The organism is Micromonospora sp. NPDC007271, assembly GCF_040634005.1.
Lineage (GTDB): Bacteria > Actinomycetota > Actinomycetes > Mycobacteriales > Micromonosporaceae > Micromonospora.
The window spans coordinates 122,613-147,815 of record NZ_JBEYER010000001.1 but is presented as its reverse complement, the minus strand read 5'-3'; the positions used below and the strand labels follow the sequence as shown (position 1 = coordinate 147,815).

Annotated in this window: 26 protein-coding genes and 1 pseudogene; 21 read left to right on the top strand and 6 right to left on the bottom strand. The window is 74.1% G+C overall.

The genetic code is table 11. From position 1 onward, the window contains the following. The 4 genes from ABZ570_RS00690 to ABZ570_RS00675 form a co-directional block, all read right to left on the bottom strand. Positions 1 to 207 (bottom strand): hypothetical protein, encoded by a 207-nt coding sequence (locus tag ABZ570_RS00690; protein ID WP_358055210.1) that lies wholly within the window; start codon positions 205 to 207, stop codon positions 1 to 3. Between the two features lie 162 nt (positions 208 to 369). Then, a complete protein-coding gene (locus ABZ570_RS00685) occupies positions 370 to 1,221 on the bottom strand; it encodes a helix-hairpin-helix domain-containing protein (RefSeq protein WP_358055208.1) in 852 nt (283 codons plus the stop codon). A gap of 215 nt (positions 1,222 to 1,436) precedes the next feature. Beyond that, positions 1,437 to 1,793, bottom strand: coding sequence for a TcmI family type II polyketide cyclase (locus tag ABZ570_RS00680; protein ID WP_358055206.1), 357 nt, complete (start codon positions 1,791 to 1,793; stop codon positions 1,437 to 1,439). A gap of 157 nt (positions 1,794 to 1,950) precedes the next feature. Continuing rightward, complete coding sequence (locus ABZ570_RS00675) at positions 1,951 to 2,784, bottom strand: BTAD domain-containing putative transcriptional regulator (RefSeq protein ID WP_358055317.1); 834 nt, start codon at positions 2,782 to 2,784, stop codon at positions 1,951 to 1,953. Between the two features lie 440 nt (positions 2,785 to 3,224). On the opposite strand from ABZ570_RS00675, the gene ABZ570_RS00670 reads away from it, so the two are divergent. The 8 genes from ABZ570_RS00670 to ABZ570_RS00635 are packed head-to-tail and all read left to right on the top strand — an operon-like array spanning position 3,225 to position 11,031. Further along, positions 3,225 to 3,587, top strand: a complete 363-nt coding sequence (locus tag ABZ570_RS00670) for a TcmI family type II polyketide cyclase (protein ID WP_358055204.1) — start codon at positions 3,225 to 3,227, stop codon at positions 3,585 to 3,587. Then, a complete protein-coding gene (locus ABZ570_RS00665) occupies positions 3,584 to 5,398 on the top strand; it encodes an acetyl-CoA carboxylase carboxyltransferase subunit alpha (RefSeq protein WP_358055202.1) in 1,815 nt (604 codons plus the stop codon). The genes ABZ570_RS00670 and ABZ570_RS00665 overlap by 4 nt, the downstream gene beginning before the upstream one ends. Then, positions 5,395 to 5,871, top strand: coding sequence for an acetyl-CoA carboxylase biotin carboxyl carrier protein (accB, locus tag ABZ570_RS00660; protein WP_358055200.1), 477 nt, complete (start codon positions 5,395 to 5,397; stop codon positions 5,869 to 5,871). Before ABZ570_RS00665 ends, accB begins: the two co-directional genes overlap by 4 nt. After that, on the top strand, positions 5,871 to 7,403 hold the full coding sequence (locus ABZ570_RS00655; RefSeq protein WP_358055198.1) for an acetyl-CoA carboxylase biotin carboxylase subunit: 1,533 nt from the start codon (positions 5,871 to 5,873) through the stop codon (positions 7,401 to 7,403). The genes accB and ABZ570_RS00655 overlap by 1 nt, the downstream gene beginning before the upstream one ends. Beyond that, complete coding sequence (locus tag ABZ570_RS00650) at positions 7,400 to 8,125, top strand: SRPBCC family protein (RefSeq protein ID WP_358055196.1); 726 nt, start codon at positions 7,400 to 7,402, stop codon at positions 8,123 to 8,125. Before ABZ570_RS00655 ends, ABZ570_RS00650 begins: the two co-directional genes overlap by 4 nt. Beyond that, positions 8,118 to 8,525, top strand: coding sequence for a cupin domain-containing protein (locus tag ABZ570_RS00645; protein WP_358055194.1), 408 nt, complete (start codon positions 8,118 to 8,120; stop codon positions 8,523 to 8,525). The genes ABZ570_RS00650 and ABZ570_RS00645 overlap by 8 nt, the downstream gene beginning before the upstream one ends. After that, positions 8,522 to 9,790 carry a beta-ketoacyl-[acyl-carrier-protein] synthase family protein gene (locus ABZ570_RS00640; RefSeq protein WP_358055192.1) on the top strand — a complete coding sequence of 423 codons (1,269 nt, stop codon included), beginning with the start codon at positions 8,522 to 8,524 and terminating at the stop codon, positions 9,788 to 9,790. The genes ABZ570_RS00645 and ABZ570_RS00640 overlap by 4 nt, the downstream gene beginning before the upstream one ends. Further along, positions 9,787 to 11,031: a beta-ketoacyl synthase N-terminal-like domain-containing protein gene (locus ABZ570_RS00635; protein WP_358055190.1), complete on the top strand. Its 1,245-nt coding sequence runs from the start codon at positions 9,787 to 9,789 to the stop codon at positions 11,029 to 11,031. Before ABZ570_RS00640 ends, ABZ570_RS00635 begins: the two co-directional genes overlap by 4 nt. Before the next feature lie 13 nt (positions 11,032 to 11,044). On the opposite strand, the gene ABZ570_RS00630 is transcribed toward ABZ570_RS00635, so the two are convergent. After that, complete coding sequence (locus tag ABZ570_RS00630) at positions 11,045 to 11,497, bottom strand: hypothetical protein (RefSeq protein WP_358055188.1); 453 nt, start codon at positions 11,495 to 11,497, stop codon at positions 11,045 to 11,047. 424 nt (positions 11,498 to 11,921) lie between these two features. On the opposite strand from ABZ570_RS00630, the gene ABZ570_RS00625 reads away from it, so the two are divergent. Further along, on the top strand, positions 11,922 to 13,268 hold the full coding sequence (locus tag ABZ570_RS00625; RefSeq protein WP_358055186.1) for a class I adenylate-forming enzyme family protein: 1,347 nt from the start codon (positions 11,922 to 11,924) through the stop codon (positions 13,266 to 13,268). A gap of 8 nt (positions 13,269 to 13,276) precedes the next feature. On the opposite strand, the gene ABZ570_RS00620 is transcribed toward ABZ570_RS00625, so the two are convergent. After that, complete coding sequence (locus ABZ570_RS00620) at positions 13,277 to 13,432, bottom strand: hypothetical protein (protein WP_358055184.1); 156 nt, start codon at positions 13,430 to 13,432, stop codon at positions 13,277 to 13,279. 17 nt (positions 13,433 to 13,449) lie between these two features. On the opposite strand from ABZ570_RS00620, the gene ABZ570_RS00615 reads away from it, so the two are divergent. From ABZ570_RS00615 to ABZ570_RS00560, 12 genes and pseudogenes are all read left to right on the top strand, one after another. Further along, a complete protein-coding gene (locus ABZ570_RS00615; RefSeq protein WP_358055182.1) occupies positions 13,450 to 13,716 on the top strand; it encodes an acyl carrier protein in 267 nt (88 codons plus the stop codon). Beyond that, entirely contained in the window at positions 13,716 to 13,961 is a 246-nt protein-coding gene (locus ABZ570_RS00610) for an acyl carrier protein (protein ID WP_358055180.1), read from the top strand. Before ABZ570_RS00615 ends, ABZ570_RS00610 begins: the two co-directional genes overlap by 1 nt. Beyond that, positions 13,954 to 15,072, top strand: a complete 1,119-nt coding sequence (locus ABZ570_RS00605; protein ID WP_358055178.1) for a beta-ketoacyl synthase N-terminal-like domain-containing protein — start codon at positions 13,954 to 13,956, stop codon at positions 15,070 to 15,072. The genes ABZ570_RS00610 and ABZ570_RS00605 overlap by 8 nt, the downstream gene beginning before the upstream one ends. Before the next feature lie 122 nt (positions 15,073 to 15,194). Beyond that, positions 15,195 to 15,686, top strand: coding sequence for a beta-ketoacyl synthase chain length factor (locus ABZ570_RS00600; RefSeq protein WP_358055176.1), 492 nt, complete (start codon positions 15,195 to 15,197; stop codon positions 15,684 to 15,686). Further along, positions 15,683 to 17,353, top strand: a complete 1,671-nt coding sequence (locus ABZ570_RS00595) for a class I adenylate-forming enzyme family protein (protein ID WP_358055174.1) — start codon at positions 15,683 to 15,685, stop codon at positions 17,351 to 17,353. Before ABZ570_RS00600 ends, ABZ570_RS00595 begins: the two co-directional genes overlap by 4 nt. Next, positions 17,350 to 18,567, top strand: a pseudogene (locus tag ABZ570_RS00590) (beta-ketoacyl-[acyl-carrier-protein] synthase family protein); the annotation flags it as partial. The gene ABZ570_RS00595 and the pseudogene ABZ570_RS00590, both read left to right, overlap by 4 nt. A 181-nt stretch (positions 18,568 to 18,748) precedes the next feature. Beyond that, positions 18,749 to 19,837, top strand: a complete 1,089-nt coding sequence (hppD, locus tag ABZ570_RS00585) for a 4-hydroxyphenylpyruvate dioxygenase (protein ID WP_358055172.1) — start codon at positions 18,749 to 18,751, stop codon at positions 19,835 to 19,837. Beyond that, on the top strand, positions 19,834 to 20,757 hold the full coding sequence (locus tag ABZ570_RS00580; protein WP_358055170.1) for a phytanoyl-CoA dioxygenase family protein: 924 nt from the start codon (positions 19,834 to 19,836) through the stop codon (positions 20,755 to 20,757). Before hppD ends, ABZ570_RS00580 begins: the two co-directional genes overlap by 4 nt. Then, the gene (locus ABZ570_RS00575) at positions 20,754 to 21,722 is read left to right on the top strand and encodes a thiamine pyrophosphate-dependent dehydrogenase E1 component subunit alpha (protein ID WP_358055168.1); all 969 of its coding nucleotides are present in this window, start codon (positions 20,754 to 20,756) and stop codon (positions 21,720 to 21,722) included. The genes ABZ570_RS00580 and ABZ570_RS00575 overlap by 4 nt, the downstream gene beginning before the upstream one ends. Then, entirely contained in the window at positions 21,722 to 22,687 is a 966-nt protein-coding gene (locus ABZ570_RS00570) for a transketolase C-terminal domain-containing protein (protein WP_358055166.1), read from the top strand. Before ABZ570_RS00575 ends, ABZ570_RS00570 begins: the two co-directional genes overlap by 1 nt. Positions 22,688 to 22,690: 3 nt before the next feature. After that, positions 22,691 to 24,046, top strand: coding sequence for a hypothetical protein (locus ABZ570_RS00565; protein WP_358055164.1), 1,356 nt, complete (start codon positions 22,691 to 22,693; stop codon positions 24,044 to 24,046). Positions 24,047 to 24,123: 77 nt separating this feature from the next. Then, a complete protein-coding gene (locus tag ABZ570_RS00560; RefSeq protein WP_358055162.1) occupies positions 24,124 to 25,107 on the top strand; it encodes a phosphotransferase in 984 nt (327 codons plus the stop codon). The last annotated feature ends 96 nt before the right edge of the window (positions 25,108 to 25,203 follow it).

Here is a 25,203-nt window from a genome sequence, read left to right as displayed (position 1 = left end):
CTACTTGGACGGCTCGGGGAGCTTGCAGTCCACCTTGGGGTTGGCGCCGATGTAGTTCAGCGGGCCGGCCACGATGGTGACCAGGATCGTGCCCGCCTCGGCACAGTTCTTCTCGTCGTTGCTGTAGTACCCGCGCTGTCCGGCGGCGACCGCGCCGATGACGAGCCAGATGACGATCAGGACGCCGAGTATCGAGGTGCCGCGCATGGGTGGCCTCCACGGAGGGTCTGGGTTCGAGGGTGACGGCCATGTACCCAGCGCGGGGGAACGGTCAAACAGCGCCGTGACGTGGCGCGGCCGATTTCGACCATGGTGGATTGCCCCGGGCCGGCGGTGACTGGGTCAGCACCGGCCCGGGACGGGACGGGCTCAGGCGTCGGTACCCGCCGGCAGCACGGCCTCGGCCTCGGCGGCGGCGCCGGCCAGCACCTTCGCCTGCTGCGGCCAGGTCGTCAGGCCCGGTGCGGCGCGCAGGCCGGCTGCCTTGATGACCTCCCGCAGCGCCGCCTCGTCCAGCTCGGCGAGCTGGTGGTAGGTGCGGATGCCGGCGGCCTGGAGGCCGGCCGCCATCTTCGGCCCGATGCCCTGGATCTTCCGGAAGTCGTCGGCGGGCCCGCTGGCGGGCGCGGCGACCGGGGCCGCGGCTGCCGTGCTGTTCTCGACCGAGACGCGCGGCGCGGGGATGGTCGCCGGGGCGGCCGGCTCGGCGGGAACCGTGGCCGGCTCCACGTCGGCGGCGACCGGGCGCGGTTCGGCGTCGGCGGCGACGCTTTCGAGCTCGGCGCTGACCGGTTCGGCCTCGGCGGTGACGGGCTCGGTCTCCGTGCTGGCCGGTTCGGTCTCGGTGTTGGCCGGTTCGGTCTCGGTGTTGACCGGCTCGGCGTCGGTGGCGGGCTGCGCCGGCTCAGCCGGGGCGGAGCCGGTCGGCTCGGCGGCGTCGGTGGACGGCGGGGTGGTGGTCTCGGCGGCCGGGGTGGCCGGGACGGGCGTGGCGTCCTCCTGGGCCGGGACCGGCTCCTCGGCCACCACGGCGGGTGGGGGAACCTCGTCGACGACCGTGGCGTGCTGTTCCTGGTCAGCGGTGGCGGTCGCGGGGTCACCCTCCACGATGGGTGCCGCCGGGTCCGCGGTGGTGTGGCCGCCGGCCAGCACCCGCCAGATCACCAGGCCCGTCACCACAGTCAGGATCCCGACCAGCCACAGCGCGAAACTTGACGACACGGTCAACCTCCTCCGTACGTGAACGAAAGTCGTGAGAAAACTCGGGGCAGCTTCCCACACGTCGATCGACGACGACAGGGCGGTCCGTGGCTTTCGTCGCTGATGGGACGGACTGTGCCCGGTCGGTGGCGTTGGGGTGACCGTGCGTGTGCCACCGGCCGGGACGGGGGCGTCCCGGACCCTGGTGCCGTATGAGGAGTCCGGGACGCCCGGTCTCAGCCCTCCGCGCCCCGTCGGGCGTAGGAGGTCGCGTCGGCGGCGTCCCAGCTGTAGAAGCAGCCGGCGACGGCGTCCCGGGGGGAGCGCCAGGTCGGCAGGTACGGCGACGTGTGTGCCGACAGCCGCTCGTTCATTCGCCGGTAGAGCGGGTGGTTGCGGGCCCCGGCGGCCGTGTCCGGGTCGACGTCCGCGAGTTCCATCAGGTGTACGCACAGGTCGTGCAGGCAGTAGAGCGAGCGGTGCCGGACGCCGATCAGACTGGGCACTTCGGTCGCGTCGGACTCGGCGAAGATCTGCGCCACCCGTCCTTCCGCGCCCGGCACGATCCGGCTGACGACCAACAGTCGACTCATCGCGACCCCTCTCGGCGGTGATCCCCCCGGCCCGGGGACGAGGGGCGTCGGACACCGTGTGGAGGAAGTCTGCCCGGCCGACTGTCACCTCTCCGTCACGAACGGCGGCTCCTCGGTGACGGTGGTGAATGCGGTGTCGCGCCGACGCCGGCGTCGCTCAGCGGGGCGCGGTGCGCGCGGTGGAACCCCGCTGCGGCGCGGGAGCGGCGGGACCACCGTTCGGGACGGGACGGTCGGGTCGCCGCTTCGGGTCGAGCGTCTGGTGCCGGGTGGCGTGCCGGATCGGGGCGAGGGTGTCGTCGAGCAGCGCGCACATCGCCGGGGACGGTTCCAGGCGCAGCTCGCGCAGCAGCAGGTCCCGGTAGACGTAGAAGGCGTGCACCGCCTCGAACGCGTTGCCCTCGGCGAGGTGGATGCGGACCACCAGGCGGTGCGGTGTCTCCCGCAGCGGTTCGGCGGCCATCGCCTCCAGGGCCGCCTCGAGGGCCTCACCGTGCCGGCCGGCGGCGAGGTGGTTGCCGGCGAGCTGCTCCAGCATGTGCAGCCGTAGCTGGCGCAGGCGTTCGCGCTCCAGCAGCACCCAGTCCTCGTACCAGCCGGGGAGCAGGTCGTGCCGGCCGGCGTTGCCGGCGGCCGGCGGCAGCTCACCGGTGCGGACCCGGGCGGCGATGTCGACCAGCTCGTCGACGTCGAGGTGGACCGGCTCGCCGAGCCGTACCGTGTCGCCGTCGGTGAGCAGCGGGCAGCACGGGTCCTGCCGTAGCCGCCACAGGGCGGTGCGCAGCGAGGACAGCGCCCGTTCCTCGGAGGCCTCCGGCCAGAGCAGCCCGGCCAGGTGACTGCGGGTGGCGCCGGGCCGCAGTCCGATCAGGGCGATGACCCGTTGCAGTCCTCGGGGCACCATCACCGGCGCGTCGCCTTGCAGCAGCCGGAAGCCGCCGAGCAGGTGCAGCGACACCCGCGGCGCGGACGGATCCCCGGCCGTCGGCATCTTCGATCCACCGGTCACGGGTGCAACCCTCCTGCGCCGGAACCTTCGTCCCGACGGTTTCTGTTGCCCGGCGCGGCTGCCGGCGACCTCGCTGTCGGAACGGCTCCGCCGCGGCAACGGACGACGTTTTCGCCGGGCTCACCGGAACGGAGGTTATCAATCAAGGTTACGCTGCGTCAACAGGTCCTTCGTCGCGGTGATCGTCCACTGCGGCTCGGCCAGACCGACGCTGAACTGCGAAAAACTGTCGCCATGGAATTGATGTCAAATGATCTTCTCATAGCTTGGGCACAGGTTGCGTCAACGCAGCGTCACCAGATTCCGGTTTGGATGGCCGGTAGGTGACGCGGCGTTGACGGTGCCGGCGGCACGGTGGCGGAAGTCGTCCGGCGCGACCGGTGGCACCCGCCCCGGGGCCGCGCCCCAAGGGGAGGCTGTCCATGGACCGTTCGCTCATCGTCGCCAAGGTGGTGCCGACCGCCGAGGATCGGGTCGCCGAGATCTTCGCCGAGTCCGACGCGACCGAACTGCCTGGCCTGGTCGGCGTCCGGCACCGGTCGCTCTACCGGCTGCACGACCTCTACGTCCATCTGCTGGAGACGGAACTGCCGGCGGAGGGTGCGGTGGAGGACGCCCGCGGGCATCCCGAGTTCGTCCGGGTCAGCGAGCGGCTGCGGCCGTACATCTCGCCGTACCTGCCGACCTGGCGCTCACCCCGGGACGCCATGGCCCACTGCTTCTACCGGTACGACGCCCCGGGGCGGCAATCCCACCGCCACGACGCCCCGGGGCGGCGGCCGTGACCACCACCGCCCCCCGCGACGAGCAGCTCTGGTCGCGTTGCGACGGCTGCGCCGCGCTGCTGTACCGCAAGCGGCTGCGCCGCAACCTCGACGTCTGCCCCGAGTGCGGTACCCACACCCGGCTGGACGCCCCCGACCGGGTGGCGCAGCTGGTCGATCCGGACTCGTTCGCCCCACTGCCGGACCGGGCGGCCCGGGTGGACCCGATCGGCTTCGTCGACGCCCTGCCCTATCCGCACCGGCTCACCGCCGCCCGGGCCGGCACCGGGCTCGACGAGGCGGTGCTCTGCGGCACGGCCCGCATCGGCGGCCAGCCGGCGGCCCTGGCGGTGATGGACTTCCGCTTCCTCGGCGGCAGCCTGGGTTGCGCGGTCGGTGAACTGATCACGGCCACCGCCGAGCGGGCGCTGGTCGACGAGGTGCCGCTGGTGCTGGTCACCGCCTCCGGCGGCGCCCGGATGCAGGAGGGCGCCCTGTCGCTGATGCAGATGGCCACGGTCAGCCAGGCGATCGCCGGGCTGCGCGAGGCGGGCCTGCTCACCGTCAGCGTGATCACCGACCCGACGTACGGCGGGGTGGCGGCGTCCTTCGCCACCAACACCGACGTGGTGATCGCCGAGAGCGGAGCCCGGATGGGCTTCGCCGGCCCCCGGGTGATCCGGCAGGTCACCGGCGCCACCCTGCCCGAGGGCTTCCAGACGGCCGAGTTCCTGCTCCGGCACGGGCAGGTCGACATGGTGGTGCCCCGGCACGCGCTGCGTGGCCGGTTGACCGCGCTGCTCGCCGCCGCGCAGGCCGGTCGTCGGGCCGTGCGGCGTCCGTCCGTACCCCGGCAGGAGCCGGCGCCACGACCGGCGTCCGGGGCCGACGGCGCTGCGCACGCGACGGCGGCCGGCCCCGAGCGGGACGCCTGGGCGACGGTACGCGCGGCCCGGCACCCAGGCCGGCCCACCACCCTGGACTACCTGGAGACGGCCTTCGACGGTTTCGTCGAGCTGCACGGGGACCGACTCGGCGCGGACTGCCCGGCGATCGTCGGCGGGGTGGCCCGGCTCGACGGGCGGCCGGTGATGGTGATCGGTCACCAGAAGGGACACACCACCGCCGAGCTGGTGGCGCACAACTTCGGCATGGCCAGCCCGGCCGGGCACCGCAAGGCGCTGCGGCTGATGCACCTCGCCGCGCGGCTCGGCCTGCCGGTGGTGACCCTGGTGGACACTCCCGGCGCCGACCCCGGGGTGAGCGCGGAACAGCAGGGACAGGCGGCGGCGATCGCCGAGAACATCCTCGCGATGAGCATGTTGCCGACGCCGGTCGTCGCGGTGGTCACCGGGGAGGGCGGCAGCGGCGGGGCGCTCGCTCTCGCCGTCGCCGACCGGGTGCTGATGCTGGAGAACGCGGTCTACTCGGTGATCAGCCCGGAGGGCTGCGCGGCCATCCTGTGGTCGGACAGCTCCGCGGCGCCGCAGGCGGCCCGCGCGCTGCGGCTCACCGCCGCCGACCTGTGCCGGCTCGGCGTGGTCGATGAGGTGGTGCCCGAACCGCGGCCCGCCGCGCACGACGACCCGGCCGGCGCCGCCGAGCTGCTGAGCCGGGCGGTGGCGGCGAACCTCACCCCACTGCTCGACGTGCCGGCCGCCACGCTGGTCCGTCGCCGCCGGCACCGCTTCCGCCGCTACGGCGCGGCGCGAGTGCCTGCTCCGGTGGGGAGTGGTGCGAGTCCCGCAGTCGCGAACGGAGGTGGCTCGGTGAGTGCGAGGAGTGAGCCGGTTCTGCGAGCCCCGCAGTCGCGAACGGAGGTGGCTCGGTGAGCGCCTCGGCGTCCTCTGACGAGGTGCTGGACGGGCTGCGCCGGCAGGCGCGCAAGCTCGTGGCCGAACTGGCCGGCCCGGTCCGCCGGGTCCGGTTGCGCAGCGGCGAGACCGTGCTGGAGGTGGAGTGGCACGGCCCGGCCGAGGCGGCACCCGCGCCGCGTACCGATCCGGAGCCGGTGGCCGCACCGGTGGCGGAGACGGCGACCGCGCCGGACCGGCCGGCCGTGCGGGCGCCGGTGGTCGGCACGTTCTACCGCGCTCCGGAGCCCGGCGCCGCGCCCTTCGTGGCGGTCGGCGACCTGGTCCGGCCCGGTCAGGTGGTGGGCATCGTCGAGGCGATGAAGCTGATGAACGAGGTGACCGCCGACCAGGCGGGCCGGGTGGTCGAAGTGCTGGTGGAGGACGGCAAGCCGGTCGAGTACGACCAGCCGCTGCTCGCCCTGGAACCACTCGCCGGACGGAGTGGCTGATGTTCGAGAAGGTGCTGATCGCCAACCGGGGCGAGATCGCGCTGCGGGTGCTGCGGGCCTGCCGGGAACTGGGCATCCGTACCGTGGTGGTGCACTCCAGTGCCGACACCCAGTCGCTGCCGGTGCGGCTGGCCGACGAGACGGTCCGGATCGGACCGGCGGCCAGCCGGCAGAGCTATCTCAACGCCGCCGCGATCGTCGAGGCGGCCCGGCAGACCGGCGCGCAGGCCGTGCACCCCGGCTACGGCTTCCTCTCGGAGGACGCCGACTTCGCCGAGATCTGCGCCGAGAACGGGCTCACCTTCGTCGGTCCGCCGCCGCAGGTGATGTCCGCGCTGGCCGACAAGTCCACCGCGCGGGCGCTGATGAGCAAGGCCGGGTTGCCGCTGCCGCCGGGCAGTGTCGAGACGCTGCCGACACCCGCCGACGCGCTCGAGGTGGCCGCCGAGATCGGGTACCCGGTGATCGTCAAGGCGGCGGCCGGCGGGGGCGGGCGCGGGATGACCGTGGTCCGCTCCGCCGCCGAGCTGCCCCGCGCGTACGCCCGCACCCGCGCCGCGGCCCAGGTCGCCTTCGGTGACGACCGGGTGTACGTGGAGCGGTACCTCGCCGACGCCCGGCATGTCGAGGTGCAGGTGCTGTGCGACAACCACGGCAACGGGGTGCACCTGGGTACCCGGGACTGCTCGGTGCAGCGCCGCCACCAGAAGCTGGTCGAGGAGGCGCCCGCCCCGGCGCTGCGCCGGTCCACCCTGGACAGCCTCGCCGAGGTGGCGCTGCGCGGCGCGTTGTCGGTCGGTTTCACCGGCGCGGGGACCGTCGAGTTCCTCGTCGACGAGACGGAGCAGTGCCACTTCCTGGAGATCAACTGCCGGATCCAGGTCGAGCACCCGGTCACCGAGATGGTCACCGGCGTCGACCTGGTCCACGAGCAGCTGCACGTCGCCGCCGGTACGCCGCTGCGGCTGCGGCAGGAGGAGATCCAGCTGCGTGGCGTGGCGGTCGAGTGCCGGGTCAACGTGGAGGATCCGGACCGCGGCTTCGCCCCCGCCCCCGGGCGGCTCGACCGCTTCCGCCCGCCCGGCGGCCCGTTCACGCGGGTCGACACCCACGGCCACGCCGGCTACCTGGTCAGCCCGCACTACGACTCGCTGCTGGCGAAGGTGGCCGTGTGGGCGCCGGACCGGGGAGGTGCCCTCGACCGCCTCGACCGCGCGCTCGGCGAGTTCGAGGTGGCCGGTCCGGGGGTCCACACCACCATCCCGTTCGTCCGGCGGGTGCTGCACGACGTGGCCTTCCGCGCCGGTCGTCACACCACCGGCCTGGTCGACCGGTTGCTCACCGCCGACGCCGGGGCCGCCGCCGCCCGCGGCCACGCCGAGGCCCCCGCCGGGGAGCCGCTCCCGCCGGCGGGCACCCAGCCGGCCACGGCCGGCGTTCCCGCAGCGCCCGCCGCCCGCGCCGTCGCCGACCCGGCCGGCCGTACCCCCGTCACCGCCGCGTCCGCCGCGGCCGCAAGGAGGACCCAATGACTGTCGCTTCGGACCGACCGTTCGCCGCGGAGATCACCGACATCCTGGTCACGCACTGTGGCCTGGACGCCGAGGACGCCGCCCGCGCCCCGGCCGCGAGCCTGGAGGAACTGGGCATGGATTCGCTCGCCCTGCTCGAACTGTCCGCCGTGGTCGCCGACCGGTGGCGGGTCAAGATCCCCGAGCAGGCCGCGCAGCTCAGCATCGCCGGCGTGGCGGACCTGGTGGCCCGCAGGATCGACCCGCCCGGGCACACGGAGAACGCGATCGACATCGCCGCGCCGCTGCCGCTGGTCTGGGAGGTGACCAACGACGTCGCCCGGTGGCCCGACCTGTTCACCGAGTACGCCGCGGTCGAGATCCTCGACCGGACCGGCGACACGGTGCGGTTCCGGCTCACCATGCACCCCGACGAGAACGGCATGGTGTGGAGCTGGGTCAGCGAGCGCACCGCCGACCCGGCCACCCGGCAGGTCCACGCCCACCGGGTGGAGACCGGCCCGTTCGACTACATGCACATCCACTGGCGTTACGACGAGGTTCCCGCCGGCACCCGGATGACCTGGGTGCAGGACTTCGCCATGCGGCCCGACGCGCCGGTCGACAACGCCGGCATGACCGACCGGATCAACGCCAACAGCAAGGTCCAGCTGGCCGTGATCAAGGAACGCATCGAGCGGCGGGCGGCCGCGTCGACCGGTGAGGAGAGTCGGGATGCCTGAGACCACCACCGCCCCGATCTGCGCCCGTGACGTCCCCGCGGACCGGCGGCGCGGCGGCGAGCTGCGGGTGCTGCTGGGCCCGCGTACCGTCGGCAGCACCTCGGGCTTCATGGGCGTGGCGATGCTCGGCCCGGGGGAGCGGATCGCCGAGCACTACCACCCCTACAGCGAGGAGTTCCTCTACGTGGCGCGTGGCGCGATCACCGTCGACCTGGACGACCGGCCGGTGCCGCTGCACGCCGGGGAGGCGCTCTTCGTGCCGAAGGACGTCCGGCACCGGCTGCGCAACACCGGCGACGAGCCGGCCGAGGTGGTGTTCCACCTGGGACCGCTCGCGCCCCGCCCGGAACTGGGGCACGTCGACACCGAGGTCGCCCCGCCGCCCCGGGAATCGTCGTGACCGGCCGCCGAACGGTGGTGACCGGGGTCGGCGTCGTCGCACCGGGCGGCGCCACCCGGGACCGGTTCTGGAAGGCTGTCACCGAGGGGCGCACCGCCACCCGGCGGATCACCTTCTTCGACCCGTCGCCGTTCCGCTCGCAGATCGCCGCCGAGTGCGACTTCGACCCGGACGCCGCCGGGATCACCCTCGCCGAACGGCAGCGCGCCGACCGGTACGTGCAGTTCGCGCTCGCCTGTTCCACCGAGGCGCTCGCCGACAGCGGCCTCACCCTCACCGACGCCGAGCGGGAGCGGGCCGGCGTGGTGCTCGGCACCGCGGTCGGCGGCACCATGGCGCTGGAGCAGGAGTACGTCCGGGTCAGCGACTCCGGCCGGCATTGGCTGGTCGACCACACCCTCGGCGGGCCGTACCTCTACCAGGCGCTGGTCCCCAGCAGCCTGGCCGCCGACGTGGCCTGCCGGCACGGCCTGCACGGCCCGGCCCAGGTGGTCTCCACCGGCTGCACCTCAGGCATCGACGCCATCGGGTACGCCCACCAGCTCATCGCCGACGGCGAGGCGGACGTGGTCCTCGCCGGCGCCGCCGACTCGCCGATCTCCCCGGTCACCGTCGCCTCCTTCGACGCCATCCAGGCCACCAGCCCCGACAACGACGACCCGGAGCACGCCTCCCGGCCGTTCGACGCCGACCGGCACGGTTTCGTGCTCGCCGAGGGGGCGGCCGTGCTGGTGCTGGAGGAGATCGGGCACGCCCGCCGCCGGGGCGCCCACGTCTACTGCGAGGTGGCCGGCTACGCCAACCGCAGCAACGGCTTCCACATGACCGGGCTGCGTCCCGACGGGGTGGAGATGGCCCTGGCCATCACCGACGCGCTGCGGCAGGCCCGGCTCGCCCCGTCGGCCGTGTCGTACGTCAGCGCGCACGGCTCGGGCACCCGGCAGAACGACCGGCACGAGACGGCCGCGTTCAAGCGGGCGCTCGGGGCGACCGCGTACCGGGTGCCGATCAGCTCGATCAAGTCGATGGTCGGGCACTCGCTCGGCGCGATCGGCTCGATCGAGATGGCCGCCTGCGCGCTCGCCATCGAGTACGGGGTGGTGCCGCCGACCGCCAACTGGACCACCCGTGATCCGGAGTGCGATCTGGACTACGTGCCCAACGAGGCGCGGGAGGTGCCGGTGGACGTGGCCCTGTCGGTCGGCAGCGGCTTCGGCGGCTTCCAGTCCGCGATGATCTTCCGCCGCCTGGCGGTGGTGGCATGACGGCGCGGGCGGTGGTGACCGGGATCGGGGTGGTGGCGCCGACCGGGGTCGGCAACGACGCGCACTGGGCCGAGGTGCTCGCCGGCACCCGCCGCACCGGACCGATCACCCTGTTCGACCCGGCCGGCTACCCCACCCGGGTCGCCGGGGAGGTGCCGGACTTCGACGCCGCCGGGTACGCCGACACCCGGCAGCGGGTGCAGACCGACCGGTGGACCCACCTCGGGTTCGCCGCCACCCGGCTGGCCCTGGCCGACGCCGGCCTGCCCGAGCGGGCCCCCGACCCGTACCGATGGGCGGTCACCCTGGCCAGCTCCTCCGGCGGCAACCTGTTCGGTCAGCGGGAGCTGCAACGGCTCTGGGGCGGCCCGACCCGGACGGTCGGGGCGTACCAGTCGATCGCCTGGTTCTACGCGGCCAGCGTCGGGCAGCTCTCCATCCACCATCAGCTGAAGGGGCCGTGCGGGGTGACGGTGTCCGAGGCGGCCGGCGGGCTGGACAGCCTCGCGCACGCGGTGCGGACCGTTCGGCGAGGCACCCCGCTGGTGATCGCCGGGGCGACCGAGTGCCCGCTCAGCCCGTACGCGCTGGCCTGCCAGCTCCGCTCCGGGCTGCTCAGCGACGTCGCCGACCCGGAGCGGGCGTACCGGCCGTTCGACGCCGCCGCCGAGGGCTACGTGCCGGCCGAAGGCGGTGCGGTCTTCGTGGTGGAGGAGCTGGGACACGCGCTGGACCGGGGCGCCCGGATCTACGGCGAGATCACCGGCTGGGCGGCGACCCACGACGCCGCGCCCACCGACCCGGCGTCCGGCCCGGACCCGGCACACTACGCCCGGGCGCTGCGGCTGGCCCTGGAGCGGGCCGGCGTACGCCCGCACGACGTGGACGTGGTCTGGCCGGACGCGCTCGGCGTGCCCGCGTACGACCGGGCGGAGGCGGCCGCCCTGCGCGCCGTGTTCGGCGCGCGCCCTCCGTCGGTGACCACCCAGAAGCCGCTGACCGGCCGGGCGCACCAGGGCGGATCGGCGCTGGACGCGGCGACCGCGCTGCTCGCCTTCCAGCACAACCTGCTGCCCGCCTCGGCCGGCCCGGAGCGGCCCGCCGAGGGCTGCGACCTGCCTTTCCTGCGGTCACCCCGCCCGCCGCGCAGCCGGGTGGCGCTGGTCGGGGCGCGCGGTTTCGACGGTTTCAACAGCGCGCTGGTGCTGCGCGGCGCCGCCCCGCCCCCGCCGTCGGAATAGCGGCGCGCGGGCGTCAGGCGTCGTACTCGCCGCTGTCCCAGGGCTCGGTGAAGGCCATGTAGTTGCCCGGGTGCAGTTCCACCCACCAGGAGTCGTCCTCGTCCTCGGGCGGGCGGGGGATCAGGCCGAAGGTGGTGCCGAACCGCTCCACCGCGAAGGGCGCCACCTCGATCCGGCCGAACGTCACCGGTCCGAGCTGCGCCAGCCGCGCCTCGTACGTCCGCCGCCGGGCGTCGCGGTCCATCAGGTGCCGTGGGCCGAACGCGTCGATCGTGGCATCGAGCAGCCGACCGGCGCCGTCGAACAGGAAGCGGGCGACGAACTCGGCGCCCCCGCCGGTCTCCGGGTCGCCCGGCTCGAACGGCGTGGTGAGGAAGAACTGCCGGCCATCGGCGGTGTGCCCCACGTGCTCGGCGTGGTGGCCGTCGTGGTCGATCGCGATGAGCTGCGGCGGCCCGTCGGTCATCGTGCCCTCCCTGCTGCCGTCGGCGGGGCGCCGAGCGGCGTGCGGCGTGCGGCGTGCGGAGGATACCGACGCGCACCGACGTTCCCTCCGGTCACGGGGCTGCGGACGGGTGTGGCCGGGATGCGCCGGACCGGGTGCTGGTCCGGGCACGTGGACCGTCCAGCAGCCGGCGGCCGATGGTGTCGCGTGCCGGCGTACCCGGTCGATACTGCCTGTCCGATCGAGCCCCGGCAATCCGTCCAGCCGCCCTTATCGATCTAGCCATTTGCATGTGGTGATGCACTAAAGGGCTGTCGTAGGGTTCCGTCAGCACTCCGGGGGAGGCACCTGTTGGGCGGATTTCGCCCACTTCGAGGCTGGGCGGTGGGCGATCGTGACTGCGCATTCCGTAGCGGGAGATCCGTCGGCGGCAACGGCGGGCTGGGTGGACGACACTCTGTTCACCGGGCATCCCAGTGACCCGTGTCTACGCCTGCCGGAGCCGGTGGACAAGGGCACCCTGCGTCGCCTGGTGGGCGAGGCGCAGACCCGGCTGGCCGAGGCCGGCCTGCGCCGCGGGGGCGCCGCCGCGCTGCGGCTGCCGCCGTCGCTGGCGTACGTGGTGAACCTGCTCGCCACCTGGCGCAGCGGCGCCCAGGCCATCCTGCTGGACCACCGGCTCACCGACCACGAGGTCGACCGGGCCCTGCGCCGGCTCACCCCGCAGGTGGTGGTGGCCCCGGTGCGGACCGGCGGGGGAGCGCTGCGCGTCTTCGTCGACGTCACCGAGGCGATCACGTCCTACTCCGACCGTCCGGCCGGCAGCCCGCACGCGGTGATCCAGCTCAGCTCCGGCTCCACGGGGCCGTCCAAGGTGATCGGCCGGACCGCCGAGGACCTGGTCGGCGAGGTGCACCGGTACACCCGGATCGACGGGGTGGCGCTGCCCGGCGAGCGGATCATCCTGCTGCCCTCCATGGTGCACGTGCTCGGCCTGGTCGGCGGCCTGCTCTACGGGCTGCACGCCGGCGTCGAGCTCTGCCCGCCGGAGCGGCTCAGCGGCGACGCGATCCTCGCCGCCGTCGCCGCCCAGGACAGCCCGGCCACCGTGCTCGGCGTGCCGTTCCACATCGGGCTGCTCGCCTCCACCACCCCGCCCGGGAAGTTGCCGCAGCTCAAGCGGATGACCACGGGCGGCGAGCTGGTGCCGGCCGCCGTCGCCCGTGCCTTCACCGACCGCTACGGCGTACCGCTGGGCAACATGTACGGGATGACCGAGGTCGGCGTCATCGGCACCGACCTGTACGGGAGGCACCGCCCCGCCATCGCCCCGGCCCCCGGCGCCCGCGTGCGCGAACGCGGTGGCGAGCTGCAGGTGAGCTGCCCGGCGTCCCCGTACGTGGGGCTCAGCGACCCGACCCGCTGGTCCGACGGCTGGCTGCACACCCGCGACGCCGGCACCGTCGACCCGGAGACCGGGCTGGTCACCGTCAAGGGCCGCCTCGACTCGCAGGTGTCGGTCGGTGGCATGAAGGTGGACCTCACCGAGGTGGAGACCACCGTCGCCGAGCTGCCCGGGGTGGGCGCCGCGGTGGTGGTCTGGGACGACGGGATCACCGCGTACGTGCAGCCCGACGGGCCGCTGTCCGAGGAGACCCTGGACAAGCTGCTCGCCGAGCGCCTCGCCGGCTACAAGCGGCCGCGTACCCTGCGCCTGCTCGACCAGTTGCCGCGGACCACCACCGGCAAACTGGTCCGCTCCGCGGCCGCGTTGCGGGATGCGGCGTCATGACCGGCCCGCTACGCCAGGACGACGTCGACCTTCCCGGCCGCCCCGACGACCGCCACCGCGAGCACCAGGCAGTCCCCGGCCACCGGGTGGCCCACCCGCACCCCGGCGGTACGGCCGATCCACACGTACCCGGTGTTCCGATCGGGCACCGGTAGCTGGTTCACGGAAAGAGGTTCACGCCATGCGAGACGAGGTCCGCACCTTCGTCGTCGAGCAGCTCGCCGACATGAACTACGACGTCGAGGACATCGACGACGACACCACCCTCGGCCCCTCCGGCGTCGACCTCGAGTCGCTGGCCCTGGCCGATCTGGCGGTCCGGGTCGAGGACCGGTTCGGCCTGAAGTTCGCCGACGACGAGTCGGAGCAGCTGGCCCTCATGACGGTCGGCGAGTTCACCACGATGGTCGCCGACCGGGTGGCCGGCGCGACGAGCGACGCAGCCTGATGGCCGGTCAGCCCGACCTGGGGCGAGCTGACCTGGTGAGCATGCTCGCCGAACTGACCGCGAGACCCGTCGACCAGGTGTCGGACCGGATCGGCTCGATGGAGCTGGCCTGGCTGGTGCACCTCGTCGAGCAACGCTACGACCGCCGGATGGAGCTGACCGACGACCAGCTCGCCGGTATTCGCACCGTCGACGACGCCCTGGCGGTGTTCCACACCTCGCTGACCACCCCCGCCGATGGCTGAGCGGGAGCACGTTCAGATCACCGGCGTCCACGCGCTCAGCGCCCTCGGCCGGGGCGACGACGCGCTGCTCGCCGGGGTTCTCGCCGGCACCCCGGCGTTCGCCCCGGTACGCCGGTTCGACACCACCGGCCGCCGGGTCACCGTGGCGGCCACCCTGCCGGAGGCCGGTCCGCTGGCCGACGAGCTGGCCGACGCGGTCGACACCGCCTGCCGGGCGGCCGGCCTGGACCGGGCGCGGCGGGCGGAGGCGGCACTGTTCCTCGCCACCCACGGCGGGCCGCCCTCGCTGCCCGGCGGCGGTCCGGAGGCGCCGGCGCTCGCCGGTCACCTGGCCCGTCGCTGCGGGCTGGCCGACCGGACCCGGGTCTACACCACCGCCTGCGTGTCCGCGAGCACCGCGGTCGCCGACGCGGCCACGCTGATCGGTCGGGGTGACCTGGACCGGATCGTCGTCGCGGGCGGCTACCTGGTCGAGCCGGACCAGTACGCGCTCTTCGACGCCGGACGGGCGTTCGCCGCGGACGGAGCGGTCCGCCCGTTCAGCGCCGGCCGGCAGGGGTTGCTGCTCGGCGACGGCGTGGTCGCGGTGGTGTTGGAGTCGGCCACCGCCGCCGCCCACCGGGGCGCGGCGGCGGTGGCGACGGTGCGCGGATGGGGCCGGGCGGGGGACGCGTACCACCCGTGCCAGCCCGACCCCGACGGCGGCGGGCTGGCCCGCGCGGTGGACGCGGCACTGCGCCGGGCCGGGCTTCCGGCCGAGGCGGTGGGCTACGTCAACGCCAACGCCACCGGCACGTCGTACAGTGACGCGTCGGAGGCGGCGGCACTGCGCCGGGTGTTCGGCGACCTGGCGGGCCGGATCCCGGTTAGCTCCACCAAGTCGGTGCACGGGCACGCGCTCGAGGCGTCCGGCCTGCTCGAACTGGTGGTCACGGTGCTGGCGCTGCGGCACGGCAAGCTGCCGGTCAACGCCGGCTTCCTGGCCCCCGACGAGACCTGCCCCCTGGACGTCATCACCCAAGCCCCCCGCCCCACGACCACCCCCCACGCCCTAACCCTCAACGCCGCCTTCGGCGGTGCCAACACCGCCCTCCTGGTCGGTGCCCCGTGACCGCCCCCACCCCCACCCCCACCCCCACCCCCACCCCGCGATCTTGCACTTCCGGCCCGGATCAAGCGGACGAAAGCCGCGTATCGACGGCAGAAACTGCAAGATCGCGAGAAGGGGTGCGGGTGCTGGCGGAGGGGCGGTGGCCGGAGCCGGGGGATGGAGCGCCCAGAGGGGTGGCGGGGTTCGTGTACTCGGGGTTTCAGCCGGTGGTGGTGGCGGCGGCGGAGCGGTGTCTGGGGCGGGGGTACGGCTCGCGGGGCGCGCCCGCCGGCAACCGGACGGCGGTGGTGCTGGTCAGCGCGAGCGGTGACCGGGCCAGCGCCGAGCACGTCCGGGCCACCGTCGCCGACGGCGGCCGGGTCGGGCCGTTGTTCTTCTTCCAGTCGGTGCCGAACAGCGTCGCCGGGTACATCGCGGCGCGCTGGGGACTGAACGGGCCAGTGGTCTGCCTGAGCCCGACCGGCGATCCACGGGCCGACGGCATCGCGGAAGCGGAACTGCTGCGGTACGACGGCGACGCCGACGAGGTGTTGCTGGTCCTTGTCGAACAGGCACCCGACGGTACGCCGGGCGAGGCGGTCGCGGTGCTGCTGGGGGGAGGAACACGTCAATGAGGACGAAGGGACTGCGTGGCCGACTGGCCGCCGACCCCGAACTGGGCGCCGGCAACGTGCTCGCCCGGGTGCTGGCGCACGGCGCCGACCCGGACGGGCCGGGGCTCACCTTCGACACGCCGGTCGACGGTCACCCGGCCGAGCACCCGCTGACCCTCGGCCGGCTCGACGAGCGGGTCGCCGCGCGGGCCGCCTGGCTGCACGAGCGCGGCGTGAAACCGCGCGACCCGGTCGCCGTCTGGGCCGGCACCGCCGCCGACATGGTGCTGTCGTTCCTGGCGCTGACCCGGCTCGGCGCCATCCCCGCACTGATGAACGGCAAGCTGCGGCCGGAGATCGCCGCCGAGTACATCCGCCGGCTGCGGGGCGCCGGGGTGGTCGCCGACGCCGTCCACGCCGCGGCGCTGGCGGGGCACGACCTGGACGCGCCGCTGCTCGGCCAGCCCGCCGAGGCGGGCACCGGCGACCCGGCCGCCGCCCCGGCCCACTATCGGCACCACCCGGACGACCCGATCGTCATCACCCACACCTCCGGCACCACCGGGGTGCCGAAGGCCGTGCTGCACTCGCACGCCAGCCTCTTCGCCGCCACCCGGCACCTGCTGTCCATGCCGCAGGCGCAGGGCACCAGCCGGATCCTCAACGCGCTGCCCGCCCCGCACACCGCGACCGTGCTGATGGTCAACCAGGCGCTGGGCAACCGGGCGGAGATGTTCCTCCTCTCCGAACAGGACGGCGAGCGGGTGCTCGACGCGATCCAACGCTGGCGGCCCGACGGGGTCTTCGGCTTCTCCGTCACCTGGGCGGAGCTGGCCCGCTTCGGCCTGTCCGCGTACGACCTGGACTCGGTGCGGCTGTGGTTCAACACCGGCGACTGCAGCCACGAGCCGCACGTGCGCCGGCTGGTCCGGGTCGGCTCGCGGGACGTGGTGACCCGCGACGGGGTGACCCGGGTGCCCGGGTCGGTCTTCATCGACGGGCTCGGCTCCAGCGAGATGGGACACTCGATGTTCCACATCACCCACACCGTCGACACCAACCGGTACGGCCGCTGCGTCGGCCGCCCGTACCGGTTCACCAGGGCGGCGGTGCTCGACCTGGACGGCAACGAGTTGCCGCCCGGGCAGGTCGGCTGGCTCGGCATCGACTCGCCGTCGCTGTTCCGCGGCTACTGGAACGACTCGGTCACCACCTACCGGTCCCGGCTGCGCGGCTGGTACCTCACCGGCGACCTGGTGTACGCCGACGCCGACGGGCGCTACCACCACCTGGACCGGGCGGTCGACTCGGTCGAGGTCGGCGACGGGAAGCGTTTCTTCACGGCCCTGTCGGAGGAGCGGATCCTCGCCGCCTGCGCCGACGTCACCGACTGCACCGTGGTGATCGTCAAGGAGAACGACCCGGTCGACCGACCACTCCGGCTCGACGTGCCGGACGCCACGCCGCGATCCGGAGTGGTCGTCACCGACGTGCTGCTCGAACTGGCCGCCGGGGCGGACCCGGCGGAGGACCGCACCGAACGGATCCGGGCGGCGCTCGGGCCGGACGTGGGCGCGACCCTGCGCCGGGTGGTGCCGGTGCGCGCCGACGACATCCCGGTCACCGTGACCGGCAAGGTCCGCAAGGTGGTGCTGCGCGAGCGCTACCTGACCGAGTCGGCGTCATGACCGCCGTCATCACCGGGATGGGGTTGTTCACCCCGGCCGGCCAGGGCGTCGAGGCGACCTTCGAGGCGCTCACCACCGGCCGGTCCGGTTTGCGCCGCCTGCCCGAGGGGCACCCCGCGCGGGGCAGCCTGGAGGTGGCCGGGGTCCTGCCGGAGATCGACCCGCGTAGCGTCGTCTCCGGCCCGGAGACCAAGGTGCTCGACCGGATCGTGCTGCTCGCCCTGCTCACCGCCGCCGAGGCGCTCGCCGACGCCGGTATCGAGGTGGGGCGGGACGTCGCCCCGGACCGGGTCGGGGTGATCGTCGGCGGGGTCGGCGGGCTGTCCACCCTGGAGAGCCAGGTGCTCGCGCGGGCCGCCCGCGGCCGAGCGGCGGTCAGCCCGTACCTGCTCACCGGGATCCTGCCGAACATGCCGGCGGCGCGGATCGCCATCGCCCACGGCATCCGGGGCTACAGCTCCTCGGTGGGCACGGCCTGCGCGTCCGGCGCCCAGGCCGTCGCCGACGCGGTCCGCCTCATCCGGGCCGGCGAGGCCGACGTGGTGCTGTGCGGGGCGAGCGAGGCGCCGCTCTTCCCGACCTTCGCCGACACCTTCGGCAACGCCCGGGCGCTGGCCCGGGGCTGGGCGGAGCCCGCCGAGGCCAGCCGGCCCTTCGACAAGCGGCGCAACGGGTTCGTCCTCGCCGAGGGGGCGGCGCTGCTGGTACTGGAACGCGCCGAGCACGCCGCCGCCCGGGGCGTCACCGGCTACGCCGAGGTCGCCGGCTACGGGGTGAACAGCGACGCCTACCACCCGACCGCGCCCCGACCGGACGGCGCCGGGGCGGCCGAGTGCATGCGCCGCGCCCTGTCCAGCGGGGGCGTGGAACCGGCCCAGGTCGGCTACGTCAACGCGCACGGCACCGGCACCAGGCTCGGCGACAGCGCCGAGACCGCCGCGCTGGCCGAGGTGTTCGGCGTCGGCGAAGTGCCGGTCAGCTCCACCAAGGGGCTCACCGGGCACCTGCTCGGCGCGTCCGGGGTGCTGGAGGCGGCGGCCACCGCCCTCGCGCTCGGCCGCGGCCTGCTGCCACCCACCTACCACCTCGACGACCCGGACCCGGACTGCGCGGCGGACCACGTCCGCGCCACGCCCCGGGCGACCCGGGCCGAGCACGCGCTGACCAACTCGTTCGGGTTCGGCGGCCAGAACGTGAGCCTGCTGCTCCGCCGGGTCACCGGCGACCGCTCCGGGTCGCGGCGCGGCGACAGACGCGCCGAGCCGGAGTGGCCGTCAGCGGCGTGGCGGGGCGCCGGTGCGCCGGCCGCCGAGGCGGGGAGGTGATCCGACGTTCCATCCCGGGCGCGGGGCGCCCGGGCCGGCAGTCACGGGGGGACATGGGAAGGGCTGACAGATGGACATCAACGGAATAGACCACATCGAACTGTACGTGGGGGACGCCCGGCAGGCCGCCTTCTACTTCGGCACGGCCGTCGGTTTCCGGCTACGCGGCCAGGGCGGACCGGAGACCGGGCTGACCGGGCAGCGCTCGCTGCTGCTGGCGCACGCCGACATCCGGATGCTGCTCACCTCCGGGCTCACCGCCGAGCACCCCGCCTCCGCGTACGTGCAACGGCACGGCGACGGCGTCGCGGTGGTCGGCCTGGCGGTCGACGACGCCGCGGGGGCGTACGCGGAGCTGATGGCCCGGGGGGCGACGGGGGTGACCCCGCCACGTACCTTCACCGGCGCGGACAGCGAGGTGGTGATCGCCGAGGTCGGTGGGTTCGGCGACGTGCTGCACCGGCTGGTCGAGCGGCGCGGCGCCCGGACGGAGTTCCTGCCCGGGGCGATCGAGCCGCTGCCGGCCGGCGACGACGACAAGCTGCTCGTCGAGATCGACCACCTGGCGGTCTGCGTGCCGCCCGGCCAGCTCGACGAGACGGTGAAGCACTACGAGGAGGTCTTCGGCTTCGCCCAGATCTTCGAGGAGCACGTCGAGGTCGCCGGGCAGGCGATGAACTCGAAGGTGGTGCAGAGCCGGTCCGGGCGGGTCACCGTCGTGCTGCTGGAGCCGGACACCAGCCGGCGGCCGGGGCAGATCGAGGACTTCCTGCGCTGGCACGCCGGCGCCGGGGTGCAGCACCTCGGGCTGCGCACCGACGACATCGTCACCGCGGTCGGCACGCTCGCCGACCAGGGGGTGCGCTTCGCCGGCACCCCGGCCGCCTACTACGACGACCTGGAGCGGCGGGTCGGGCCGGTCGACGCGCCGCTGGACCGGCTGCGCGACCTGAGCATCCTGGTCGACTCCGACCACGGCGGCCAGCTGCTGCAGATCTTCACCGAGTCGATGCACGTGCGGCGCACCCTCTTCCTCGAACTCATCGAGCGGCGCGGGGCGACCACCTTCGGCAGCGGCAACATCAAGGCGCTCTACGAGGCCAAGGAACGGGAGCTGGCCGCGGCGACCGCGGCGAAACCACAGGAGGTGGGGGCATGACGACGACCGAACCCGCGCTGACCGCCGAGGAGGAGGCGCTGCTGCCCTCCGACTCCGACGTCCGCCACTACGGCGAACACGGCTGGTACCTGTCGAAGAAGCTGCTCACCGACGACGAGGTGGACGAGTTGCTCGCGGCGACCGACCGCTACTACGCCGGGGAACGCGACCGGCGGCTGCCCGTGCGGCCGCCGAAGCTGGCGTACTGGGAGCCGGCGTTGGGGGACGTGCAGCGGCACAACGACTACGTGCACTACGAGCACGACGCGATCAGCCGGATTCTGCGCAAGCCGCTGATCGGGGCGGTCGCCGCCCGGCTCGCGCAGGCCGACGAGATCCGGATCTTCCAGTCCACGTTGATCTACAAGCCGCCGATCTCCGGCGAGCCGTCCAACATCGTGCCCTGGCACTTCGACAAGCACTACTGGGCGTCCTCCTCCTCGGAGAACATGCTCACCGCGTTCATCCCCTTCCACGACTGCGGCGAGGAGATGGGCACCATCACCATGGTCGACGGGTCGCACCGCTGGCGGGAGATCGGCGCCGACGACACCGTGGTCCGGCACTTCGCCGACCGGGACCGTGACCAGCTCGAGGAGATGCTCGCCGAGAACGCCGCGTACAACCAGGCGGAAATCCGCAAGATCCCCATGGCGATCCCGAAGGGACACATGAGCTTCCACCACTGCCGCACCTACCACGGCAGCGGCGCGAACGTCAGCGGGCGACCCCGCCAGGCCATCTCGCTGCACCTGCAGGACGGCGGCAACGCCTGGCGGGAGTACCCGCTCTCCGACGGCACGCTCGCCGCGTACAACCACGACGTGCTGGTCCGCCGCACCCACGAGGGCGGGCCGGACTACGCGGACCCCGAATTCTGCCCGGTCATCTGGCGCGACCGGACCGGGCGCCCGGCGTGACCGACATCGAGGTCCGGCTCTACCGAACCGTACGGCTGATCCGCCGCTTCGAGGAGCGGGCCATCGAGCTGGTCCGCTCCGGGGAGATCGTCGGCGGCATCCACCCGTACCTCGGGCAGGAGGGGATCGCCGCCGGGGTCTGCGCCGCGCTGCGCGCCGACGACCTGGTGACCGGCACCCACCGCGGGCACGGGCACGTGCTCGCGAAGGGTGCCGACCCGGCCCGGATGCTCGCCGAGCTCTGCGGCCGGGTCACCGGGCTCAACCGGGGCCGGGGCGGGTCCATGCACGCCGCCGACCTCGGCGTCGGGGTGCTCGGCGCCAACGCCATCGTCGGGGCCGCCGGCGCGATCCTCACCGGAGCGGTGTGGGCGCGCCGGCGGCGCGGCGACGACCTGGTGGGGGCGACCTTCTTCGGCGACGGCGCGGTCAACGAGGGGATGCTGCTGGAGGCGTTCAACCTGGCCGCGCTCTGGCGGGTGCCGGTGCTGTTCGTCTGCGAGAACAACGGCTACGCCACCACCATGCCGGTCGGCGGCGCGGTCGCCGGCACCATCGCCGGCCGCGCCGCCGCGTTCGGCATGCCGGCCGCCGCCGTCGACGGCCAGGACCCCGAGGCGGTACGTGGGGCCACCGCCGCCGCCGTCGCCCGGATGCGCGCCGGCGGCGGCCCGGAGCTGTTGGAGGCCCGCACCTACCGGTTCGACGCGCACCACACCTTCGAACACGTGGTACGCCTCGACTACCGCCCGCCGGAGGAGGTCGCCCGGGGCCGCTCCCGCGACCCGGTCGCCATCCAGGGCGCACGGCTGCCCGCCGACGTGCGGGAGGCCGTCGACGCCGAGGTCGAGGCGACCCTCGCCGCGGCCGTCGAGTACGCCCTGGCCAGCCCCGAGCCGGACCCGGCCGGGGCCCTCGACCACCTGTACGCCAGCGGGCTGACCGCCCGGACCGGAGGTGGCTGATGCCCCGGCTCTCCTACCGCAGGGCGCTCACCCGGGCGCTCGCCGACGAGATGACCCGCGACGAGTCGGTCTTCCTGCTCGGCGAGGACATCCGGGTGGCCGCCGCCAACGTCACCTCCGGGCTGCTGAAGAAGTTCGGGCCGGAGCGGGTGCGGGACACCCCGCTGTCGGAGCAGGCGTTCACCAGCTTCGCCACCGGCGCGGCGCTGGCCGGGCTCCGGCCCGTGATCGAGTTCCAGATCCCGTCGCTGCTCTTCCTGGTCTTCGAGCAGATCGTCAACCACGCGCACAAGTTCCCGCTGATGACCGGGGGGCAGTGCGCGGTGCCGGTCACCTACCTGGTGCCCGGCTCCGGCTCGCGTACCGGGTGGGCCGGGCAGCACTCCGACCACCCGTACAGCCTCTTCGCCCACGTCGGGGTGACCACCGTCGTCCCGGCCACCCCGGCCGACGCGTACGGGCTGCTGGTGTCGGCGATCCGCTGCGACGACCCGGTGGTGGTGTTCGCCCCCGCCGGGGCGCTCGAGGTGCGGGCCGACGTCGACGATCTCGCGCCGGTGCCGTTGGGGCGGGCCGTGGTCCGCCGGGCCGGCACCGACGTCACCGTCGTCGCCGTCGGGCACCTGGTGCACGACGCGCTCGCCGTCGCCGACGAACTCGCCGACCAGGTGTCGGTGGAGGTCTTCGACCCCCGGACGCTGTACCCGTTCGACTGGGACGGGCTCGTCGAGTCGGTGTCCCGCACCGGGCGCCTCGTCGTGGTGGACGACTCCAACCGGTCCTGTGGCATCGCCGGCGAGATCATCGCGACGGTGGTCGAGCGGGTACGGCTGGCCGCGCCGCCCCGCCGGGTCACCCGCCCCGACGGCGCCGTGCTGCCGTTCGCGCTCGCGCTGGACCGGGCCGTGCAACCCGGCCGCGACCAGCTCACCGCCGCCATCCAGCTGACAGTGAAGGACGGTTGACCGATGGACCCGAACTACTCGTGGCCGCCCGCCGGGCAGGCGTGGACCGACCTGCCCGAGTCGACCCGTACGGCGATGGTGGCCGCCGGCGCCGCCGCCTGGGAGAAGATCTTCCACGGCCGGGCCACCTACAACAAGCAGTGGCGGCTGGCCCGGCCGCCGGTGCTCACCGCCGACGCGTTCCGCGAGCTGAACGAGGTCTGCGACCGGATCGCCCAGCTCATCCTCGAGGTGTGCCGGCGGCGCGCCCGCACCGCCGGGGAGCTGCGCCGGCTGCTCGACGTGCCGGAGGGGGAGACCAAGCTGCTCGACGAGGACGAGCCGCTGCACGAGGGGCTGCTCGCCGCGTACCGACCGGACGTGCTGTTCTCCGGCGGGGTGCCCTGCATCGTCGAGTACAACATCGACAGCAGCCTCGGCGGCGGGTTCGACGCGGACACCGTGATCTACCGGTACGCCGACCTCTACCGGGAGCACGGCCTGCTCGACGGGTTGCCGGTCCGCCCGGCGCCGTCCCTGCTGGACCAGCGGTTCGTGGCGATCCGGGACACCCTCGGGCTGCCCGACGGTGCCCGGGTGGCGCTGCTGATGGACTTCGACGCCGAGTACCCGGGGCTGGACGACCCGGAGACGTTCATCCGGATCCTCTCCCCGCTCGCCGACCAGGCCGAGCGTTTCGGCATCGACCTGGTCATCGCCCCCGTCCGCAGCGCCACCCTGGACGAGGAGCGGCGGCTGGTGGTCGGCGGCGCCCCGGTGGACGCGCTGTTCCGGCTGTTCGTGCCCAACCGGGTCACCCCCAGCGCCGGCCTGGACGCCGTCGCCGGGGCCCTCGCCGCCGGCACCCTGCCGATGTTCGTCAGCCCGGCCGCCTGGCTGCTCAGCAACAAGCTGAACTACGCCTGGCTCTGGGCCGACCTTCCGCTGCTGTCGGAGACCGACCAGGCACTGATCCGCCGGTACGTGCCGCACACCGTGGCGCTCACCGCGGACCAGCTCGACCGGGCCCTCGCCGAGCAGGCCGACCTGGTGGCGAAGCCGGCCGGCGGCTCGGCCGGGCACGGGGTGCTCATCGGCCGGGAGATGAGCGTGGTGGCCTGGGAGGACGGCGTACGCGCCGCGATCGACGCGGGCGGCAACATCCTCCAGCGCTACCACGAGGCGGACCGGGTGGCGATGGACTTCGTGCAGATCGAGACCGGGGAGACGGTCAGCGCCGAGGTGCCGTACAGCCTGGCCCCGTACCTGTTCGGCCGGACCGGCTCCGGCGCCCTGGCCCGGGTCGGCTACCCCGGCTGCGAGGAGGTGCTCAACCTCGCCAGAGGCGTCCTCATGACCGGCATCCTCCTCACCGACTGACCACTTCTCGTCCGGGCCCCGGATTCCTGGCGTGAACCCCTTGGTCAACGCCGGGGCCGGACCAGCAGAATGCCCGGGTGGGCGGGGAGCGGCGGCGGCTGGGGGCCGGGGAACTGGGCGGCGTGGTCCGCCAGGTGTACGGCGGGGCGCGGGCGGTGCGGAGCGTCGCGCGGCTCACCGGAGGCACGAAGAAGGGCGTCTACCGGCTCACGCTGGACGACGGCGCGAGCTGTGTCGTGCACGTGTGGAACGACGACGAGAACTACTGGCCGGCCCAGGACGAGGAGGCGGACGGGCAGTTCGCCGCCGCCGCTGGCCTCGACCTCTTCGCGGCGGCGCACGCCGAACTCACCGCCGCCGGGGTACGCGTGCCGCAGCTCCTGCTGCTCGACCGGAGTCGCGCCGTGATCCCCGGCGATCTGGCCGTGGTGGAGGACGTACGGGGTGGCACGCTCGAAGCCCGCCACGCCCGCGACCCCCGCCGGGCCGAACCGGTGCTGGCCCGGCTCAGCGGGCAGGTGCGCGCCCTGCACGCCAGGCGGAGCGACCGGTACGGCCGGCCGCTGGCCCTCGCGCCGGCGGGCGCACCGCCGCCGCACACCGTCGTCCGCGACCGGGCGCTGCGCCACCTGGCCGCGTCCGCCCGGCAGGTGCCGCGGATCGCAGCGGTACGGGACCGGATCGCCGCGATGATCGACGCCGCGCACGCCGCCGTGACCCCCCGGACCGGGTACGCCCTGATCCACGGTGAGTTGGGCCCGGACCACGTTCTGATCGACGACCGGGACCAGCCGGTGCTGATCGACATCGAGGGCGTGATGTTCTTCGACCTGGAGTGGGAGCACGTCTTCCTGGAGCTGCGCTTCGGCGACACCTACCGCCACCTGGCGGTGGACGGCCTGGACGAGGTGCGGCTGCGGCTCTACCGCCTGGCGATGGACCTGTCCCTGGTGGAGGGCCCGCTGCGCCTGCTCGAGGGTGACTTCCCCGACCGCGCCTTCATGCGGTCCATCGCGGACCACGCCACCGATCGCATTCTGGCCCGCCTGTCCCACCGTTGATCGAGAGGTTTGCCCCTTCGCGACCTGGATTTCCGGCGCAGACCTCTGCTCAGCCTGGGCCGGCGAATGCGGCGAGGAGGACCGGTGCGGTCCGGC

Coding starts and splice junctions, on each gene's coding strand:
- ABZ570_RS00690 (WP_358055210.1), bottom strand. CDS start 207: ATGCGCGGCACCTCGATACTCGGCGTCCTGATCGTCATCTGGCTCGTC.
- ABZ570_RS00680 (WP_358055206.1), bottom strand. CDS start 1,793: ATGAGTCGACTGTTGGTCGTCAGCCGGATCGTGCCGGGCGCGGAAGGA.
- ABZ570_RS00675 (WP_358055317.1), bottom strand. CDS start 2,784: ATGCCGACGGCCGGGGATCCGTCCGCGCCGCGGGTGTCGCTGCACCTG.
- ABZ570_RS00670 (WP_358055204.1), top strand. CDS start 3,225: ATGGACCGTTCGCTCATCGTCGCCAAGGTGGTGCCGACCGCCGAGGAT.
- ABZ570_RS00655 (WP_358055198.1), top strand. CDS start 5,871: ATGTTCGAGAAGGTGCTGATCGCCAACCGGGGCGAGATCGCGCTGCGG.
- ABZ570_RS00650 (WP_358055196.1), top strand. CDS start 7,400: ATGACTGTCGCTTCGGACCGACCGTTCGCCGCGGAGATCACCGACATC.
- ABZ570_RS00645 (WP_358055194.1), top strand. CDS start 8,118: ATGCCTGAGACCACCACCGCCCCGATCTGCGCCCGTGACGTCCCCGCG.
- ABZ570_RS00635 (WP_358055190.1), top strand. CDS start 9,787: ATGACGGCGCGGGCGGTGGTGACCGGGATCGGGGTGGTGGCGCCGACC.
- ABZ570_RS00630 (WP_358055188.1), bottom strand. CDS start 11,497: ATGACCGACGGGCCGCCGCAGCTCATCGCGATCGACCACGACGGCCAC.
- ABZ570_RS00615 (WP_358055182.1), top strand. CDS start 13,450: ATGCGAGACGAGGTCCGCACCTTCGTCGTCGAGCAGCTCGCCGACATG.
- ABZ570_RS00610 (WP_358055180.1), top strand. CDS start 13,716: ATGGCCGGTCAGCCCGACCTGGGGCGAGCTGACCTGGTGAGCATGCTC.
- ABZ570_RS00605 (WP_358055178.1), top strand. CDS start 13,954: ATGGCTGAGCGGGAGCACGTTCAGATCACCGGCGTCCACGCGCTCAGC.
- ABZ570_RS00595 (WP_358055174.1), top strand. CDS start 15,683: ATGAGGACGAAGGGACTGCGTGGCCGACTGGCCGCCGACCCCGAACTG.
- hppD (WP_358055172.1), top strand. CDS start 18,749: ATGGACATCAACGGAATAGACCACATCGAACTGTACGTGGGGGACGCC.
- ABZ570_RS00580 (WP_358055170.1), top strand. CDS start 19,834: ATGACGACGACCGAACCCGCGCTGACCGCCGAGGAGGAGGCGCTGCTG.
- ABZ570_RS00570 (WP_358055166.1), top strand. CDS start 21,722: ATGCCCCGGCTCTCCTACCGCAGGGCGCTCACCCGGGCGCTCGCCGAC.
- ABZ570_RS00565 (WP_358055164.1), top strand. CDS start 22,691: ATGGACCCGAACTACTCGTGGCCGCCCGCCGGGCAGGCGTGGACCGAC.